At 36.2% G+C, this 19,833-nt stretch carries 19 protein-coding genes; 4 read left to right on the top strand and 15 right to left on the bottom strand.

The window, feature by feature from the left end; translation table 11 throughout:
- The 3 genes from amrB to P9X27_06165 all read left to right on the top strand — a co-directional run.
- Nucleotides 1-1,305 (top strand): AmmeMemoRadiSam system protein B (gene amrB, locus P9X27_06175; protein MDP8253964.1); only part of this gene is annotated, 1,305 nt, incomplete at its 5' end.
- A complete protein-coding gene (locus P9X27_06170) occupies nucleotides 1,302-4,787 on the top strand; it encodes a 4Fe-4S binding protein (GenBank protein MDP8253963.1) in 3,486 nt (1,161 codons plus the stop codon). The genes amrB and P9X27_06170, both read left to right, overlap by 4 nt.
- Nucleotides 4,774-4,974, top strand: a complete 201-nt coding sequence (locus tag P9X27_06165; GenBank protein MDP8253962.1) for a hypothetical protein — start codon at nucleotides 4,774-4,776, stop codon at nucleotides 4,972-4,974. The genes P9X27_06170 and P9X27_06165 overlap by 14 nt, the downstream gene beginning before the upstream one ends.
- A gap of 3 nt (nucleotides 4,975-4,977) precedes the next feature.
- On the opposite strand, the gene P9X27_06160 is transcribed toward P9X27_06165, so the two are convergent.
- The 5 genes from P9X27_06160 to P9X27_06140 are packed head-to-tail and all read right to left on the bottom strand — an operon-like array spanning nucleotide 4,978 to nucleotide 10,562.
- Complete coding sequence (locus P9X27_06160) at nucleotides 4,978-5,739, bottom strand: response regulator (GenBank protein ID MDP8253961.1); 762 nt, start codon at nucleotides 5,737-5,739, stop codon at nucleotides 4,978-4,980.
- A 15-nt stretch (nucleotides 5,740-5,754) separates the two neighbouring features.
- A complete protein-coding gene (locus P9X27_06155; protein MDP8253960.1) occupies nucleotides 5,755-6,123 on the bottom strand; it encodes a response regulator in 369 nt (122 codons plus the stop codon).
- A gap of 3 nt (nucleotides 6,124-6,126) precedes the next feature.
- Nucleotides 6,127-6,492 carry a response regulator gene (locus P9X27_06150; protein MDP8253959.1) on the bottom strand — a complete coding sequence of 122 codons (366 nt, stop codon included), beginning with the start codon at nucleotides 6,490-6,492 and terminating at the stop codon, nucleotides 6,127-6,129.
- A gap of 14 nt (nucleotides 6,493-6,506) precedes the next feature.
- Nucleotides 6,507-8,852, bottom strand: a complete 2,346-nt coding sequence (locus tag P9X27_06145) for an ATP-binding protein (GenBank protein MDP8253958.1) — start codon at nucleotides 8,850-8,852, stop codon at nucleotides 6,507-6,509.
- A gap of 39 nt (nucleotides 8,853-8,891) precedes the next feature.
- Nucleotides 8,892-10,562, bottom strand: coding sequence for a PAS domain-containing sensor histidine kinase (locus tag P9X27_06140; protein MDP8253957.1), 1,671 nt, complete (start codon nucleotides 10,560-10,562; stop codon nucleotides 8,892-8,894).
- A gap of 109 nt (nucleotides 10,563-10,671) precedes the next feature.
- Between P9X27_06140 and P9X27_06135 the strand changes: the two genes are divergently transcribed.
- On the top strand, nucleotides 10,672-11,025 hold the full coding sequence (locus tag P9X27_06135) for a PilZ domain-containing protein (GenBank protein ID MDP8253956.1): 354 nt from the start codon (nucleotides 10,672-10,674) through the stop codon (nucleotides 11,023-11,025).
- Nucleotide 11,026: 1 nt separating this feature from the next.
- On the opposite strand, the gene P9X27_06130 is transcribed toward P9X27_06135, so the two are convergent.
- The 10 genes from P9X27_06130 to P9X27_06085 all read right to left on the bottom strand — a co-directional run.
- Nucleotides 11,027-12,424 carry a mannose-1-phosphate guanylyltransferase/mannose-6-phosphate isomerase gene (locus P9X27_06130; protein ID MDP8253955.1) on the bottom strand — a complete coding sequence of 466 codons (1,398 nt, stop codon included), beginning with the start codon at nucleotides 12,422-12,424 and terminating at the stop codon, nucleotides 11,027-11,029.
- Nucleotides 12,421-12,909 carry a hypothetical protein gene (locus P9X27_06125; protein ID MDP8253954.1) on the bottom strand — a complete coding sequence of 163 codons (489 nt, stop codon included), beginning with the start codon at nucleotides 12,907-12,909 and terminating at the stop codon, nucleotides 12,421-12,423. Before P9X27_06125 ends, P9X27_06130 begins: the two co-directional genes overlap by 4 nt.
- A complete protein-coding gene (locus tag P9X27_06120) occupies nucleotides 12,906-13,517 on the bottom strand; it encodes a PHP domain-containing protein (GenBank protein MDP8253953.1) in 612 nt (203 codons plus the stop codon). The genes P9X27_06125 and P9X27_06120 overlap by 4 nt, the downstream gene beginning before the upstream one ends.
- Nucleotides 13,510-14,043 carry an HAD-IIIA family hydrolase gene (locus tag P9X27_06115; protein MDP8253952.1) on the bottom strand — a complete coding sequence of 178 codons (534 nt, stop codon included), beginning with the start codon at nucleotides 14,041-14,043 and terminating at the stop codon, nucleotides 13,510-13,512. Before P9X27_06115 ends, P9X27_06120 begins: the two co-directional genes overlap by 8 nt.
- Before the next feature lie 3 nt (nucleotides 14,044-14,046).
- A complete protein-coding gene (locus P9X27_06110) occupies nucleotides 14,047-15,012 on the bottom strand; it encodes a KpsF/GutQ family sugar-phosphate isomerase (GenBank protein MDP8253951.1) in 966 nt (321 codons plus the stop codon).
- Nucleotides 15,005-15,826, bottom strand: coding sequence for a 3-deoxy-8-phosphooctulonate synthase (gene kdsA / locus P9X27_06105; GenBank protein MDP8253950.1), 822 nt, complete (start codon nucleotides 15,824-15,826; stop codon nucleotides 15,005-15,007). The genes P9X27_06110 and kdsA overlap by 8 nt, the downstream gene beginning before the upstream one ends.
- Nucleotides 15,827-15,829: 3 nt before the next feature.
- Complete coding sequence (locus tag P9X27_06100; GenBank protein MDP8253949.1) at nucleotides 15,830-17,344, bottom strand: DUF1846 domain-containing protein; 1,515 nt, start codon at nucleotides 17,342-17,344, stop codon at nucleotides 15,830-15,832.
- Nucleotides 17,332-18,048 carry a 3-deoxy-manno-octulosonate cytidylyltransferase gene (gene kdsB / locus P9X27_06095; protein MDP8253948.1) on the bottom strand — a complete coding sequence of 239 codons (717 nt, stop codon included), beginning with the start codon at nucleotides 18,046-18,048 and terminating at the stop codon, nucleotides 17,332-17,334. Before kdsB ends, P9X27_06100 begins: the two co-directional genes overlap by 13 nt.
- Nucleotides 18,039-19,055: a D-glycero-beta-D-manno-heptose-7-phosphate kinase gene (rfaE1, locus tag P9X27_06090; GenBank protein MDP8253947.1), complete on the bottom strand. Its 1,017-nt coding sequence runs from the start codon at nucleotides 19,053-19,055 to the stop codon at nucleotides 18,039-18,041. Before rfaE1 ends, kdsB begins: the two co-directional genes overlap by 10 nt.
- 306 nt (nucleotides 19,056-19,361) lie before the next feature.
- Nucleotides 19,362-19,833: hypothetical protein (locus tag P9X27_06085; GenBank protein ID MDP8253946.1), on the bottom strand; the 472-nt coding region annotated here is incomplete at its 5' end.

Below are 19,833 nucleotides of genomic sequence, written 5' to 3'. Positions count from 1 at the left end.
ATTGCATTAATAGAGCCTCATGCAGGCCTAGCTTGGTCTGGACAGACAGCTGCTTATGGATACAAAGAACTGTTATCCAGAGAGATTAAATATGTATTTATACTTGGTCCAGCTCACAGATTTGACACAGATAAACTTATAGTACCTAAGAGTGATTATTTTAAAACACCTTTAGGCAAAATTAAAATAGATGAGAAGATTAAAAAAGAACTGCTTAAGACAGAAATATTCCAAGAAAATGATCAGGCTTTTTATAATGAAAACAGCATAGAATTACAAATTCCTTTTTTACAGGCTGTTCTCTCAGACTTTAAAATAATCCCTATAGTTGTAGGTCGACTAAGCATGGGGAGCATAGAGCGAGCAGCTGAAATATTAAAAGATTATGTTTCTAGAGATTCAATATTTATAATAAGTTCTGATTTCACTCATTACGGCTATCGCTATGGTTATCTTCCCTTTAATGACAATATAGAAGAGAACATAAAAAAGTTAGACTATGGAGCGGTAGAGGAAATAGAAAAATTAGATCATGCTAGCTTTCTACAATATATCCAGAAAACTCAAGCAACTATATGCGGACGTATTCCAATAGCAATATTGCTTTCAATGTTACCTAGAGATACTAAGGCTCAAGTTATACGCTATGACACTTCAGGTGAGATGACTAAGGATTTTTCAACATCTATAAGTTATGTAACCATCGGGTTTTACGAAAATAGCTCTAAGATAAAAGATGGTGTATCAAAAAACAAGCTAACTGAGGTAGAAAAAAAATCATTACTTAAACTATCTCGTAAAACTTTAGAATATTACATTAAAGAGAAGAAGATTCCAAAAACAGAAGACCTAGGAATTGAGCTAACTGAGAACCTTAAAAAAAACCGCGGAGCATTTGTGACCCTACACAAAGAGAAGCGGCTTAGAGGCTGCATTGGAGAGATACTTCCAAGAAAACCTTTATACCAAGTTGTAATTGAAAGAACGATTGATGCAGCAGTCAATGACTTTAGATTTACTCAAGTTACAGAATCAGAGCTCGATAATATAACAATTGAGATATCCGCTTTAACACCGCCTCAAAAAGTAAACAGCTATAAAGATATAGTGATAGGCCAGGATGGCATGCTGATGAAAAAAGGGCCAAGAGGAGCAGTATTCCTGCCTCAGGTTGCACCAGAACAGGGTTGGGACTTAGATACCACTCTATCTCATCTATCCTCTAAAGCTGGATTAGAACCCAGCGCCTATAAAGAAGGTGCAAGCTTTGAGGTTTTTCAAGCTGAGGTCTTCTCGGAAGAATGAAAAAAAACATCTATAAGATTATATTCTTCGCGCTTGGGGCATTCACAATCATTTCCCAGACAATTCTTTTAAGAGAATACTTAATATCATTTAAAGGAAATGAACTCTCGATAGGGATATTTTACGCTTCCTGGTTTCTGTGGATTGCAATCGGAGCAACTTTAACAAGAAAATATCAAAAAATATCAAAACTATTTCCCTTACTACTTAAGTTTTACCCTTTTCTTGCAATCTTTCAATTTCTGCTCTTTCGTTTTTTTAGGCCCCTTGCATCCATAGAGCCCTGGGAACTATTCCCTCTTCAGAAAGCCATCCCTTTAAGTATTCTATTTAATGGGCCTCTATCTTTATTTACAGGTATCTTATTCACCTCCGGCTGCCAACTGTTAAAAAAATATAAACAATCATTTAAAAATACAATCTCAGATGCCTATATATTTGAATCCCTAGGAAGCGTGGCAGCCGGAATCTTAGTAACATTACTCCTGATAAATCTATTCCCCACAACGACAATCTTAATAGCTTGCTGTCTTTTTTTTGCTATTATAGTTAGCCTTGAAAGCATCTATAGAAAATCAAAAACAGGTAGAGCTCTCTCTTCTCTATCTTTGATATTATTCTCTCTATTTTTTATCTATCAAAGACCTCTTGAAAAACATCTTAACGATATATGTTTTAAGCAGATTATCCCAGATGCAGAGTTAATCGAAACAATCAATACACCCTATCAACAGATAAGTATCGCTAAATATAGAGAGAAAATAATAGTCTTATCTAACGGAGAGATAATCCAGACCTTGCCTGATAAAATATCATCGGAAGAGAGCGTAAGCCTCTTTGTTGCAATGTCAGATATGCCCAAAGATATCTTAATACTTGGTGAAGGCTTTGAGAATCAAATAAAAACTTTCTTAGATTTTAATATTAGAAAGATAGTCAATATATATAAAGATAATGACTATTTCAATTTTATAAAAAAACATGCTCCGCCTGAAATAAATAAAATATTTAAAGATGAGAGGGTCAAGTTTATCTTTAAAGATCCCAGAAATTATGTCAAAGAACAGAGAGATAGATACGACCTTATAATAATCAACGAACCTGAGCCATCAAGCGCTTATACGAACAAACTCTATACAAAAGAATTCTATAGACTGCTCAAATACAGCCTGAAAGATAGCGGTAATATTGCAGTGAGAATAGCTTCTGCCGAGAATTTTCTATCAAAAGAGCTAAAAAATTATGGCTCTTCAATATATCATACTCTGCAGTCGGAATTTGAAAAGATCATGCTCGTTCCAGGAGATAATCTATGGTTTTTTGCAGGTTCAAAAAACTCTAATATTACTCAATCAGCCGATGAGCTCTATGAGAGAGGCCTAGCCTATATTCCAGATGACTACACCTTCTCTCCTGAGAGCTTCTATAGCCTTATAGATAAAGACCGAGTAGAGTTCATAGAGAACAGTTACCTCCAAAACAATATCTATAATTTTTTAATCAATTCAGATAAAAGACCTTTATCTTACTTCCTAAATCTACTGGTCCTTACAGAATACAGCGGCTTCAAAATTACTCAAACAATGAGACTACTGTTTGTATACGGATTCCCTCTATTCGCTATAGCAATTTTAATATTCTTTATCTTAAGAATACACTACCTTAAATTTATAGCTAACGAGCCCCAAGTAGAAAACATATTTAACGCTAAACTCTACCAGGTCTTCTCTGGAGCTTCTGCTTTTATCTACTATATAGTACTGTTATTTCTATTCCAAAATATCTTTGGAACTATATATATTTATATAGGATTATTAAGCAGTCTCTTTATGCTAGGGCTGGTGCTAGGAGGGCTCTCTATTAAAAACATTACTGAAAAGATAGCCCCGTTTAAAATTATAATATCGATACTATCGATACAGCTGCTGATATATCTATTTAGTTTTTATCTATTTAAAGAAGCAATAAATGACCTCCCCAATCAGCTATCTATACCGATATTTTCATCTCTATTTCTATTTTCAGGAATACTGACTGGGGCATCTTACCCATTGGCAGCCAAAGCTTTAGAGAATAAACATTTGAGATTGATCAGCTTAGCAGGCATACTTCAATCACTAGATCACTGGGGTGCTGCAATTGGCTCAACTATAACAGGAATGATATTAATACCTCTTTTGGGTATATCGAAAACGCTGCTCTTCTTAAGCATTTTAACCTTTGCTGTCTTATTGCTGATTAAGTTAGGAACTAATACTAGCATATTAAAAAAACGTATATTCAATTTAAATAAATTATCCTTTCCCTATATAAAGACATCTTATTTTCTGTTTGGAATATCTCTATTAACGCTGTTAGGATCAAGCTATATTAAAAGCAAACCTTACGCCGCAGAAGAGAGCAGCATGGTGACCTCTATTGGAATCCAAGAAGAAAAAGAGAAGGGGTACCATGTATTTGATTCTAGAGAACTGGGGACATCGTCTGAAGGTTTTGCTGGACTAATTAATATAGAGATCAAAACAGACAGCAACTATAAAATAATGGATTTAAAAATAATTGAGCCTAGAGAGACATCTAGTTATTTAAAAAGAGTGGAGCCCTGGCTTAATAACTTTAAAGGTAGAACATTGACAGAGCTTTATAGAATAAACAACATAGATGCTGTTACATCTGCAACCTATACATCAGAGGCTATAATTGAAACGGTCGAAAAGACAGCTCAAAAGATATCAAAAGACTCTGTTAGAGAAGATCTCCGGATAGATTCAATGCCGTCTTCAACTGAAATATTTAAAAGTATTATATTTATATTATTTATACTGATTGGGCTCTATATCTTCCATAAAAATAGAAGCTCAAAGATAGAGAGATTATACCAGCTGCTGGTTGTAATAATACTGGGATTGATATTGCAATTGCAGCTGTCTCTACTTCATATATTTAATATATTAAATTTAAACTTACCCTCTATTAAAAACATCTCTCTACTAACTATCACTTTCATACCTTTTATCTTGGCATTGATATACGGAAGGATATATTGTGGATTTTTATGCCCCTTTGGAGCCTTACAAAAGCTATTGAACATAAAAAAGTTGAGGGTCGAACCATCTAAAGAACTGGACAGCAAGATGCGCTATATAAAATATATTCTGCTCTCAATGGTAATAATGTTGTTCTTTATAACAAAGAACAACTATATCTTTTGGCAAGAACCGCTATCACAATTAACTTCAATATTTTCAAAACCTGGTCTTAACAGTCTATTGCTATACACAGCGCTGCTCTTTTCACTATTTATACCGAGATTTTGGTGTAGATATTTCTGCGTTGTTGGAGCATTGCTATCGATGTTTAATAAAATCTCGCTATTTAATAAATTGTTTAAAAAAAGATTTAGCTGCTGTGAACTGCAGAATAATAATCCGCAAGACTTAGAATGTATACAGTGTAAAATTAAATGTTATGAAAAAAGATAATTTTTTAAAAATATCAGTCTTAATAACAGCTTTGTTAATATTTCTATTAATAATCTTTAATTTAAAAACAGCTACAAAAAACTACTATGAAAATAAAGAAGCGGTTACTAGGCAGACTCTAATAGATGAGTTAATAGAGAAGAATGAATTATCCAATAGAGAGGCTCTATTCTATGATAATAAATAGCTTTTATTTAAAATGGGCTTTAATAACAGCTATCAACTCTAGAATATCATAAGGATTTTCAACTACATCTATAATCTGAACAATGCCTTTATAATCTTCTAATTTATCTCTATCTCCTGGTGATGCCAGCAAGACAAAAGGTGTTTTCTTGATAACATCCTCGTCTTTTACTTCCTTTAAAAAATCTAAGACATCTATGCTTTTTGTATAGACATCAACGACTATTAATTGAGGATTAAAAAGACTGATTTTACTTAAAATATCTTCTTTTTTTTGAGCAACCTGATATTGGAAATTCTCTTCTTCTAGCTTTGGTTCAAGCAGCTGCAGTACATCCACATTATCTGTGACTAGAAATAACTTCCAAACTTTTGAATGCTCAATCTCCTCTCTAACCTGCTGAGGTTTATTTAAAACTTTGTTTATAGTCTCAATTAATTCTGCCGCCTCAAAAGGCTTTTTAAAATAATATTCTGCACCCAAACTTAAGCCTTTTCTTTCATCTTTATCCAATGTCTTTGCTGTAAGAAATATAACCGGTATAGATGATGTCTCTTCTTCTAATTTAAGTTTATCGCATATTTTAAAACCATCCCCTGCAGGCATCATAACATCTAAGATAATTAAATCCGGACTCTCGCTGCGAGCTTTCTGCAGTGCTTCAATACCATCATGAGCAACGACTATCTCAAATCCTTCCGATTCAAGCCGCGTCTTAAGCAGGAAAGCTAAGTCTTTTTCATCGTCAGCTATAAGTATCTTCATTTTAACCTCCGAAGTTTAATCTGGTATTAATTCTTTTACTTTATTTAAAATATCTTCTGTATCAAAAGGTTTGGATATATACCCATCTGCACCTAGCTCCTGGACTTTCTTCTCGACATCTTCAGGCGGTAGGGCTGTCAGAAATATTACCGGTATCATATTGGTGTTACCAGCCATCTGTAAATTCTCATAGACAGTATAACCATCTTGAGCAGGCATCTTTACATCAAGAATTATCAAATCGGGTTTTTCCCTATGCGCTACCGATACAGCCTGAACACCATCTTGAGCTGATATAACTTCATAACCGTTTGCCTTAAGCCTTACTCCAAGCATCTTGATTATATCAGGCTCATCATCTACTATTAATATCTTCTTAGCCATATTCTATGCCTCCAGTTGCTTTTTAATTTTATCTATTAAATCTTGAGATTCATAAGGTTTACGCAAAAAATCGGATATTCCAGCCTCCTTACATTGCTCTTCAATATCAGGAGTACCAAGCGCAGTAAAAGCTATTATAGGAATCTCTTTTGTTATAATGTCTGATTTTAAATTCTCTGCAACCTCCAAACCGTTTATATCTGGAAGAAGAATGTCTAAGAGTATTAAATCTGGCTTTTCTTCTTTTGCAATTCTCAGTCCTTCTCTAGCAACTTCAGTAGATGTAACATCATATCCATTGGCTTTAAGCCTCATAGATATAAGTTTGATTTGTTCAGGTTCATCTTCAATAATAAGAATCTTCTTCATAAAATCACCTCCTATTAAACGGCTATTTTCGGTAAGGTAAAAATAAATTTAGTACTTTTACCCAGCTCACTCTCAACCCAGATCTGACCTCCGTGTATCTCAACTATATTTTTAGATATAGAGAGTCCAAGTCCTGTTCCTTTAATGCCGGGTCCAGGCGTTCTACCGAACTGTTCAAACTTGTTAAAAACATTGGGTAAATCTTTTTTTGCAATCCCTATTCCCGTATCAAAAACCATACATTCAACCTCGCTACCTACATCTTTAACTATAATATCTATTTTACCTTGCTTAGTAAATTTCAAAGCATTGCCGACAAGGTTAGTAAATACCTGGACTACCTTATCCTCATCAATATAAACCATAGACTCTTCACTTAAATCTTTCAATGTAAAACTCAACCCTTTATCTTCGATCAAATTTTTAAACATATCATAAACTTTTCCTGCTAAATCAGACATTTTTACATCTGTTCTTTCTAATTCAACCTTTTTAGCCTCAAATTTTGATATATCAAGAAGACTGTTGATAATTTTAGTAAGCCTGCCTGTGCTATCTTTTGCAGTCTGGAGAATATCTTTTTGATCCTTATTTATCTTACCTGGTATCTCGTCTAGCACCAAACTTATCCCTTCCTTAATTATAGAAAGCGGAGTCCTCAATTCATGAGAGACGGTACTGATAAACTCATCTTTCAGCTGCTCTACTTCTTTGCGTTTGGTAATATCCATAAAACTCTCAACAAGATACAATTTATCCCCTAGCATAACCTTGCCAACTGTTTTTAAGATCGGGGTATTGCCGCCCCTTGGACTCAACAAAACTCCCTCTACATTATTTACGCCCTGATCTAAATCTGTTATCGGACACTTTCCAACCTCTGCAGGGCATATAAATTTATTACAAGCCTTACCGACAATATCCTCTTTAGGTGCTCCTATCATCTGAACAGCCATAGGGTTTACTTCAACTATTTTATGTGTTTGAGCATCTATTAGCACAATACCAGCAAGAGTTGAATCTAATATAACATTTAATTTATCTTTCTCTATTCGCAAATCAAGCTCTATTTTTTTACGAACAGAGATCTCTTTATCCAAGTTATTGATTGATGTAGTTTTCAGTTTTAAATCATCGAATACCTTATTGAATACATCGGTAAGAGAGCCTATCTCGTCTTGAGATTTAACCGCTATTCTAGGAACGTTGCCTATATTGCCTTCGTTAATTTTACTTAATGCGTCTTTTAAATCTGCTGCAGGCTTAGATATGCGGCGCGAGATAATACTTCCTAAAAGAAAAGCTACTATAAACATAAGAGCTGTAATTAAAGATAGGTAGTACCGCAATCTATAGGCAGGTGCAAAAATTTCTCTTGTATTATGCTCTACAATTAATCTCCAGCCTAAACTCTTAAAATCTCTATAGTCTTGCATGTGAGCATGAGAAAACAGCTTTTTATTGCCATCGCTTCCCATACCTATATAGTAATCCCTGTGCTGAGCATTATTTATATGACCATACCGCGAATATAGCTCTTGAGAAACATCTTCAAACTGCTTAAAATCACCTGTTGAGTATAATAATTTATCATTTTTATCTATCAGCTTTACGTCCACCGTGGAGTGCTTTAAATGGCTCAAATATTGATATTTAATATTGTCTACTATGTTTGTTATTTCATATAAGTTCAAAACAGCCTTCACAACGCCCATAAAATCACCCTCTGAAGAATCAATCCTTACAGAAACTGTTATCGCATATATTTCTGAACTTTGATCATACACTACGTCGCTCATATAAAAACCTTCTTCTTTTGATTTCTGCCACCACCCCTCATCCGCCTGATAATAATCTTCCGTTTTTCTGGTCTGAGCTATGTTGGCACCATATTTATTAGCAATAAAAATTTCGCTAAAAATCATGTGGCCATACTTATTATTGTAAAAATCAACTTTTCCCTGCAATTCTTCAGATAGACTATTGTTCTCCAACTGCTGAATTAATTCTTTTGAACTTTCTGTATCAGAGATCCAATCTTTATCATGCTTATCAATATAAGCTTGAATATCATCTAAAGCTTCGAATTCCTTATTGGAGTCAGTAAGATATTGCTCTAACATCTGATCTTTGGCATAAACTTGCATCTCCTCAATTCTGAAAAAAATATCCTGACTTACTTGCCGTAAAGTCTCTTCGGCTAATAATATAGTATTTTCACCTATAGTGTCACGCAGCACAGTTTGGCTTGTATATACAGTAATGCTACCTACGATGACAATAAATACAGCAACTGCCATAAAAGCTATTGTTAGCTTTGTTTGAATCTTAGTCTTTTTACCAATATTTGTTTTATGCATCTATCTCTCTTTCAAAAAAACGAATAATTAGATAATATTTTATTTAATTACCTGAAGTTTACTTAAAATATCATCTACATTGTTAGCTTCTCCAGGATAAGTAATAACTGCATCTATTATGCGATTAGAAATCAAACTTTTTAGATTCTCTTTGATTCTGACTAAAACCATAAAAGCATTGCGCTTATCAGTATTAGGCAATACTACTACAATTTTATTGCTGAGCTCATAGACAACATCATTTTTTCTACGTAATGTATCATCGGCTATCTCTTTTAACCTCTGCACCAAAAATCTATCTTGATTGTCGCCGTCAAAACCAATAGATAAGATAGAGAAACAGCTCTTTCTAGTTTTTGTAACCAATATCTCCTTGCTTAAAATATTCTTAAGCACGGCTTCTTTTGTTAACCTAGGCAAGGTAAAGCAGAACTTGCTGCCTTCACCCAACTTGCTCTCAACCAAAATTTCACCATCGTGCATCTCTATGATACCTTTTGCAATGGATAACCCAAGACCTGTTCCTTTAATCTCTTTTTTCTTTCCAAATTGACTATATTTATCAAATAGTTTTGGGATATCATCTTCTGCTATGCCACAGCCAGTATCTAAGACAGCTACTCTTATCTCTTCACTGCTCTTATGGCACTCAACTTTAATATTGCCTCCTGAATCAGTAAATTTAAGAGCATTGGATATCAGATTAGTAAGCACTCTTCCTATCTTATCTTTATCGCAGAAAATAGAGACATCTTCTTGGGGCAGATCTTCGCTAACAATAATATCTTTTTTATCTGTAAGACACTTCATTTCATTTACAACATTTGCAATGACCTCTTTTATATTAATCTCTTCTTTATCCAGCTCTAGCTTACCAGCCTCTATCTTAGATGCATCAAGCAATGAATTTACCATATTGGCTAGCTTATCTATATTTGTCTTGGTCATAGATAATATATTCTTCTGTTCCTGGGCCAAATCTTTTGACATATAGTCAATAAATAGCCCTACAGATTCTTTTATAACAGCAAGCGGTGTCCTAATCTCATGAGATGCATTAGCAACAAATCCAGACTTTAACTCACTTAACTCATCTAATCTTTTATTCTCCTCCTCTAGATCTTTATAGAGGTGCTCTATGCGGCTATAGGTAGACTTAAGCTCTTCTTCTGCTTTCTTACGCTCTGTAATATCTCTTATGATTCCAATGCTGCCGACAAACTTATTCTTACCCTTATCATCTGTATCCCACTTACCAGCCGCATGCAATTCAACTATTATACGGATTTGACTACCTTTGGCTTCATTAGAAACAATTCCAACCTCTAAATATTTAGTCATCCTATCTCCTGATCTACGCTCATCAAATAATTTGGGAGATTTTTCATCGCCTGTAACAGTACCTAGATAATGAGGCAAAACAACTTCTCGGCTAACTTTTTTTATATCTTGAGGATGGATCAAAGACTTAAAATGTTTTCCTACTAGATCATCGGGCTTATAGCCGTATCTTTCGATAGAATCACTAATAAAGGTAAAGATGCCTCCTGAATCTATCTCATAGATAACATCATATATAGATTGAGTGCGCTTCTTGTAGTCCTTTTCGGACTTCTCCCACTCTCCTTGCAGCCTTTTAAATTCATCGATCTGCCTCTTGAGGCTTTCAATGTCATCGGATATCCGGCCTTCTGCTCTTTCATCTACCATAATATAGAGCGATTATACTATTTAAAGCCCGACACGTAAACTGAGATTTTACATATTAATTCAAACAATAATTTTTGAAAAATAGAATATATTGTGCTATAATTTAATTATGGTGAAAGTAAAGAACAACAGAAGAAAATATGGCAGAATGCCTCTAGAGTATTCGGTAGAGGTAACAGCACCTAGTAAAATAAAGGATGCTCAAACAAGCGATATATCGATAAGAGGTCTATGTCTGATAACCCCGATGCCGCTTAAAGAAAATTCTGTTATTAAAATGAAGCTCTCTTTAGACGATGAAGAGCCTATCTTAATCCCTATCCAGGGTAAAGTTGTCTGGAAGATGAAGAAGAAAGAGAAAGAGTATCATCATGGTATTCTCATAACCGACATCAAGGGAGACAAAAAAGAACCCTTCAGAAAATTCCTGGCAACAAAGTTAATCGAGTTTCTTCTTAAATAGACTACCTTAAATTCTTGTACTTATCATCAAACCTTACTATATCATCTTCCCCAAGATAGCTTCCGTTTTGAACCTCTATTATCTCTAAAGTATCATCTCCTGGATTTTCCAGTCTATGCTTTGTCTTCTTGGGAACATATATAGATTCATTCTTCTCTATGATCTTCTCTTCTTCTCCTATTACCACCTTTGCTCTGCCTTTGACTACAACCCAGTGTTCACTTCTATTATTATGGAGCTGTAAACTTAAACGCTCTTTGGGATTTACAGTCACATGTTTTATCTTATAGCTCTCTCCTTCTTCTAATATGTTGAAGCTACCCCAAGGCCTAAAGTGGGTCTTATGCTCAGAAGCCTCATTCCTTTTCTCCTCTTTTAATCTCTGAACAATATTTCTAACCTTCTGAGACTCTGATTTTGGAGCAATTAGAATAGCATCTTCAGTCTCAACTACAAGCATGTCTTTAAGTCCGACAGCAGATATAAGCCTCTTTTCACTTATCAAAAATGACCCTTCGGTATCTTCAGCCACTACATCTCCTAATAATACATTTTTAGACTCATCTTTCTCCATAACATCATAGAGAGCTTCGAAAGAGCCAATATCGCTCCAGCTTAAACCATTAAGAGGAATTAAAGTTGCGTTGTCTGTCTTCTCCATTATCGCATTATCTATCGATATATTAGGAAGCTCGCCAAATTTATCCATAAAATTACTCCAACTAAGCTCTAGGAACCCAGCTGCATCAGGCATATGTTTTTTAATCTCCCTAACAATCGTAGCTATTTTAAAACAGAACATTCCAGAGTTCCAAAAACAGTTCCCATCTGCTATTAAAGTCTCTACTTTATCGCCGTCAGGCTTTTCAATAAAACCCTTAACCACCAAGAGCTCTCTGTTCTCACCTTCAGTCTTTATGTAGCCATAACCACTATTACTATTGCTGGGTTTTATACCAAATATAACTATTTTATTATCCTGAGCATGCTTTTGAGCAAGTTCTAAAAAATCATAGAACTTATCAGTTGGTGAAATAAGATGGTCTGACGGCAGTATTGCAATAACCTCATCTTCTTTTAAACCTAATTGATTTAAAGAGTAGTTTAATATCCCCAACAACGCTGAGAAAGTATTTCTGCTCTGAGGCTCAAAGATTAAGTGCGGCAGTCCCTGATTTTTAGATAAAATCTTCATGGTATCAGATAAGACATGGAACTTATAATCTTTGTGGGCTGAGATTATTAAATCTTGAATCTTAACACTATTTAGACATCTTAAGATTGTATTTTGAAAAAATGAATATTCTGAGTTAATTTTAAGAAACTGTTTGGGGTAACTCGGACGCGACAGAGGCCAGAGCCTAGTTCCGCTGCCACCTGCAAGTATCGCTATCTTCATAACTTAATATCTCTAGATAGGATATCCAATAGGTATTCATTATCATCCACTTTTTTATCAGATATCATAAGCCTAGCTGCAACAGAATTAGCTTTTTTAGATAATAGGTTCTCCATTTTATCCAAACACTTTTCTTTGCCCAACCCACTTCCATAAGTCACAAAGAGAGAGACCTTTTTATCTTTTAACGCTTCATGATCTTGAATCAGACTCCTTATAGCTGGAGCAGGAGCAAGAGCCCAGACCGGAGTACCTAAGAAAATATAGTCACAGCCAGATAGATCCGGCATATCTTCTCCGGATAGTTTAACTTTCCTGGCAAATAAAGACTGCGCGGCTTGCTTGATAGAACTCTTACTCTCTACTTCTGGCTTAAGCTCTAGAAATTTAACCTCTATATTTTGTTGAACTAAAAAATCTTTTATAGCAGAAGCAGCTTTTCTTGTATTTCCTGTAAAAGAATAGAAAATTATTGCGGCTTTCATTTTCTTTTTAATCTCCTTCTTTTTGAAGAAGTTACATTGAGGATTCCAGTTGTAAAAAACCCTGCTATTCCTTTATAGATTGACTCTATACCAAGATTTCCTATCTCAAATGCAAAATGGGCATCACTTCCGCGAACAGGTGTTACATTGAACCTCTCTGCAAAATCTAAGATCTTCTTCTGGTAAAAATTGAAGAAACTCCTTCCATTAAAAACCTCTATATAATCTGCAGAAGGCCCAACCTCTTCCAATTTATAATCTCTCTTGGTATACCTTATGCCTCCATAGGGATGGGGTATTAAGATTTTTGCACCCTGAGATTTCATCTCTTTAATCACAGAGAAAAGCTCTCTGGACTCTATCTCTCTCTTAAGCCCTACTCCTGCAATCTCTCCCTTATCTGTTTTAATCTCAGCCCCAACTAATACCTCTATATCTTTACCCCGAGCATACTCTCTAGCTTCTAAGCCACCTCTTATTGTATTATGATCAAGAACGCATATCTTCTTTAAGCCTCTCTTTATAGCAACATCTACGATCTTGCTAGGAGAGGTCTTTGAATCACCGGAATAGATGCTATGGATATGCCAGTCTTCTCTCTTAATCACCGATCAAATCCTGAACCAGGTTATCCCATAAACATTGCTCTTTAAGAATCAGTTCTATGATCTCTCTTACAGCCCCAGAACCCCCGGGATTATCTGTAATATAGTTTGAATTTTCTTTAACCTCAGAAGGCGCACTTGGAACAGTGACTGAAAACCCAGCCTCTTTTAAAACTCTTATATCTATAAGATCATCTCCGATATAACAGATCTCGGAATCGGTCAATTTAAACTTCTTCTTTAACTTTCTATAGACATCTATTTTTTTATATGCATTCTGATAGACTTTAAAAATCTTAACATCCTTTGCTCTTCTCTTTAGGAGCGGTGACTTTTTTGCAGTCAATATACAGGATACCTTTCCAGTCATCTTCCAAAGGCTTAAGCCCAGGCCGTCTTTTACATCAAAAGCCTTAATTTCATCGCCATAGCTGCCATAATAGATCTTTCCATCTGTTAAAACACCATCTGCATCTAATATCAATAGTTTGATATCTTTTAATTTTTGTTTTAAGCTCTCATCAATCATAATTTAAACTAACCCCACTTTTAATAGATCTTGAATATCAATAAGCCCGACTGGACAATCATCTTTGTCTATAACAACAAGCTCGTCTATTTTAAATTCCTGCATAACCTTGCCTGCTTCAACAGCTAAATCTCCCAGCTTAACCCTTTTTGGGTTTTTACTCATAACAGAACCAACATCTCTATTTAAAATATCACCCTCTTTGCCTAGCCAACGCCTTAAGTCGCCATCGGTAAATATGCCCTGCAATTTACCCTCTAAACCTACGACCGTAGCTGAACCGGCATGAGATTTAGTGATCTCAATTAAAACATCTTTTACAGAAGCATCAATTTTAACAATAGGGTGGTTTTTACCTTTTCTCATAACATCTTCAACTTTAAGCAATAGCTTTTTGCCTAAAACTCCTGCGGGATGATAGAGCGCGTAATCATCTTGATTAAAGTCTTTTAATTCCAGGAGAGTAATAGCTAGAACATCTCCTATAGCAAGCATAGCTGTTGTACTAGCAGTGGGAGCAAGGTTAAAAGGGCAAGCCTCTCTGTCAACTCTGGCATTTATAACCACATCGCTTACCTGAGCTAAAGTAGATTTAATATTTCCTGTTATTGCAATAATTTTTGCACCAATACGCTTGATAACCGGCAAGAGATTCTTTACCTCATCTGTCTCTCCGCTATTTGAAAGAGCTATTACAACATCTTCGGACTTAACTCTGCCTAAATCCCCATGGACTGCCTCTGCAGGATGTAAGCATAGGCTCGGCGTGCCCGTTGAAGACATAGTTGCAGAAATCTTTTGAGCAATAATTCCAGGTTTTCCCATTCCTGTAACCACAACCCTTCCCTTACAGCCTAGCAGCATCTCTATTGCCTCTATATATTCACCGCCAATATTTAAGCCCTGAATAGCTTCGGTCTCGATCTTTAATATCTCTTTTATTCTCTTTAAAACTATATCTCTATCCATCTATTGCACCTTTAATCTTTTTTATTATTCTTATTGTATCTTGGAGTTGATTAAAATCTATCATTGAAGAGGCATCGGATAAAGCTGCTTCAGGGTTCCCATGAACCTCCATAAAAAATCCATCTACTCCAACCGCTGCTGCTGCTCTGCTTAAATGCAGAACATACTCCCGCTCTCCGCCACTCTTAACTCCTTTTGAAGGAAGCTGAACGCTATGGGTTGCATCAAAAACAACTACGAGATTATCTTTCTGCATCCTAGGAATTGCTTTAAAATCATTGATAAGATAGTTGTAGCCAAAACAACTTCCCCGCTCTGTTACAATAACGTTCTTATTACCTTGTTGATAAACCTTATCAACCGCCCTTAAAACATCCCAAGGAGCCATGAACTGACCTTTCTTTATATTTAGAGGCTTTTTTGTCTTTGCAGCTTCGACTATAATATCAGTCTGACGACAGAGCAATGCAGGAATCTGGATCAAGTCCAACACTAAAGCTGCCTCTTCAACCTCATAAGGTGAATGAACATCGGATGTTACAAGAACACCGAGAGATTTTTTAATCTCGGAGAGCATTGAGAGCCCCTCTTTTAGACCCACTCCGCGAAAAGAGTCTAATGATGTCCTATTAGCCTTGTCATAACTTGCCTTGAATATAAAGTTTACTTTTTCATCCTCAGCTATAGACTTTATATTTTTTGCATTTTCTAAGAGTGAAGCATAGTCTTCAATGACACAAGGTCCAAGAATAAATAATAGATCCGAACCTTCGCCTACATTAAAATCAGCTATTTTTATAGTTCTCTTTTCCATATCTTAAACCAGGTAGACATTGTGAGGTGAAAAGTTAGGGTCGCTTGTCAAATTCAAAGAGAGAGTCCTCAAGCCTGACTCATCCCCAGCAGTAGGCATATATGTCATATGAACCTCAGCCCCTTTTAATTTATTCAAACTCTCTATAGCAGACTGCGCTGCAGGATTAGTTGCCGCAGAGATGCTTAAGGCAATTAAAGTCTCTTCAAGATTGAGATTAGCAGACTTCGCATCCAGAACATCTTTTTTGAAGCTTTTGATAGAGCTTATTATATTAGGAGATAGAAGATGAATATTGTCAGGCATGGAAGTAAGAATCTTTATTGCATTTAAAACAACGCTGGAAGCTGCATGCATAAGCGGTGAGTTTTTACCTCTAACTATCTCTCCATCCGGCAATTGAATTGCCGCACCGCAGAAAACACCTTTATGTCCTTTGCCTTCCTGCTCCGCCTCAGCTGCAGCAGCTCTTGCAGCAGAGACCACCTTTCTGTCTTCCTCTTTAACTCCGACTTGCTCCATAAGACCCTCTACTCTAGTCACAGCATCTCTATCAACCAGGCCAAGCATATATTCACATCCATACCTAAAATACCTTCTAATTATCTCTTGCTCTGCCGCCTCGCTTACAATCTTATCATCTGTAATCCCAAGGCTACATCTATTGACACCCATATCGGTTGGTGATTTATATATTGAACTCTCTCCGGTTATCTTCTCTAAAATTCTCTCCACGATAGGAAAAGTCTCAACATCTCTATTATAATTAACAGACTCTTTACCGTAGGCTTTAAGGTGAAAGGGGTCAATTAAATTATAATCCCCTATATCGGCTGTTGCAGCTTCATAGGCAACATTTATAGGATGCTCAAGCGGTATATTCCAAATAGGAAAAGTCTCAAACTTTGCATAGCCCGCCTGAATTCCTCTTTTATATTCATGGTAGAGCTGAGATAAACAGGTTGCTAACTTACCGCTGCCTGGCCCGGGAGCCGTAACAATAACAAGCGGCTTTTTAGTCTCAATATAAGGATTTGAGCCATAGCCTTTATCGCTTACGATAAGATCAACATTGTTGGGATAACCCTCTGTATAACCATGGGTGTAGACAGGGATATTTCTTCTCTGAAGCTTATTTTTAAAGATCTTTGCCGCAGGCTGCTCTTCATAGCGCGTAATAACAACACCAGAGACATCAAGGTCCCACTCTTTTAAATCATCTATTATTTTTAAGACATCAACATCATAAGTAAACCCAAAATCTGCTCTTATCTTCCTCTGCTCAATATGACCTGCATATATACAGAGGATAATCTCTGCTTGATCTTTGAGCTTCTGAAGCAACCTTATCTTAACATTAGGATCATAACCGGGCAGAACCCTGGCAGCATGATAGTCGTAGAGTAATTTCCCTCCAAACTCTAAATAGAGCTTATTGCCGTGATTATCTATCCGACTTAGAATCTCTTTACTCTGCTGATCCAGATATTTATCGTTATCAAAACCTATTTTCCCCAACTCAATATCTCCTCTACCTTTTTTAAATCTTCTTCTGTATCAACACCGATGGTCTCATACTCTGTAACAAATACAGCTATTCTATAACCATTATACAAAAATCTCAACTGTTCTAATTTCTCAGCCTTATCAAGATTGCTCTCTTCTAGCTCAGGATAAGAGAGAAGAAAACTCTTTCTAAAACAGTAAATACCGATATGCTTGTAGTGCTCATCTGCGTCATGGGGTATCGGCAAGCGAGAGAAGCATAGCGCCTTATTGTCTTTACTAAACACAGCCTTAACAACGTTCTTATCATTAATATCTCTGAGCTCTGTAATCTTTTTAACCGGGGTCAATATCTCTATATCCTTATTATCTATCATATATCTTGCCATCTGATCAAGTAATTCATAAGATATTAAAGGCTCATCGGCCTGAACATTTATAATAATATCTGCATCTATATTAGAGGATGCTTCAGATACCCTTGAAGTTCCGCAGTTATGAACTTTGGCTGTCCTTATAAACTCTCCGCCAAAGGAAACTACCTGATCTATTACTTCTCTATCTGATGAGGCAACATAGACCTTCTCAATAAGCTTTGACTCTTTAACTCGAGAATAGACATGCTCAATCAAGCTCTTGCCTTTTATCTTTCTTAAAACTTTTCTAGAGAGGCGCTTTGAATCAAGATGTGCCGGTATAACAGCGACTACTTCCACTTCTTTATCTCTCCCCAGAGCTCTCTCTTGCTCACTGTTGCTGTTCCTATTTTGCCTACAACTATCCCTGCTGCCTGATTAGCGATATATGCCGCCTGGGCCAAATTTGCACCAGAGGCAACCGCAAGAGTGAAGACTGCAATCACAGTATCTCCTGCTCCGGAGACATCATAGACCTGGCGAGCCATAGTAGGAATATGCAACGGCCTTTTTTTACTCTCAAAAAGATAGATTCCTTTATCTCCCAATGTAAGCAGGGCTGACTTGACATTTAATCTCTTTATCAATTTCTCACCTGCCCTCTTGATGCTCTCCTCGTCTTCTATCTTAAAACCGACAGCCTCTTCTGCTTCTGCTTTGTTGGGAGTGATTGTAGTAATACCTTGATAATATTTAAAATGCTCTTTCTTGGGATCAACTGTGATAACTTTTTTAAACTTCTTACCCAATTCAACTACTCTCTTTACAAGCTGAGAGGTTATTAGCCCCTTACCATAATCTTCTATAATAACTGCATCTGCCCTCTTAACCTCTTCATCTAATATACTCAAAATAGATTTGATGGATTTTTTACTTACAGCCTCGAGGTTCTCTCTATCTATCCTAACAACTTGCTGAGAATGGGCAATGACCCGTACTTTATGTGTTGTAGGACGTGAAAAATCTCTAATAACTTTACCTGTATCTATTCCAATATTGTTAAGCTCCGACAAAAGTATGCCTCCATTAGTATCATCCCCAACTATACCAACAACAGATACCTCAGAACCCAGCTCAGATAGATTGTGGGCAACATTACAGGCTCCTCCGGGCATATAAGACTCTCTCTTTACCCAGACAACAGGCACGGGAGCCTCAGGCGAGACGCGCGAGACATCACCCCAAATAAATTGGTCTAAAATCAAATCACCAATAACGAGGATCCTCTTTTCCTTAAATCGCTCAAGGATAGATTTAATTGAATCCCCGTTCTTTAAGACCCAGTCTGGGATAGCTTTATTAGCCATGCCTAAGATAATAACATTATGGAACTTATTATTCAAGAAAAGAGGCTATGAAAACATCCGAATATCATTGCGAGCGAGATACTCTCCCAACTGAGCTACACCCCCGTTATTCTCTAACCCTTTGATTTACAACACTACCAAAACCAATCAAGTTCATCAATATTAAAATCCAATAGACTCAACGATTAAATTGTGATTAAAATATAGAGTAATATTTTTATTTATTGTAATTATTGATAGAAACTTATTAAAAGCAAAAAAGCCTGTCATATTAGGCAGGCTTTTAAATATACTACTTAAAATAAGCTACATAATGCTGACACCTAGGTGAGCAATTCCTTTCACAACAGGGGCAAATGAAGTCTCGTTGAATTCAAGGTAAAAAACAATATCTCCAATAGCCTCTCTCTCTTCTCTGCTCAATCCATCTTCTAATAGAAGATCATTGAGCGGTCTAACAGCATCTTCTCCTATGCTAATCAAAGCCGCTCTTGCCATATCTCCGATTGCTACACCTTGATATGCACTGTACTGACAAGAAGAACTGCCAACAAAGCTAGACGGGTAGCCTTTTTGGTCGAGAAAGTCTACAATGACGCCTACAGAGGCAACGTCTCCTATCTTACCGAGTGCATCTAACATCGCTATCTTTGTCTCGTTGTTAGACTCTTCAACAAGAGCCTGCTCTAACTCTACGCAGCCTAGGCCCAGATTGCCTAAGACAACAGCCGACCAGTACCTGACAGGCCAATTGTTATGAGTAAGTCCTTTTTCAGCT

Source organism: Candidatus Kaelpia aquatica (assembly GCA_030765335.1).
GTDB lineage: Bacteria > Omnitrophota > Gorgyraeia > Kaelpiales > Kaelpiaceae > Kaelpia > Kaelpia aquatica.
Note: the sequence above shows the minus strand (reverse complement) of the source record. Positions and strands in the feature narration are given on the sequence as shown.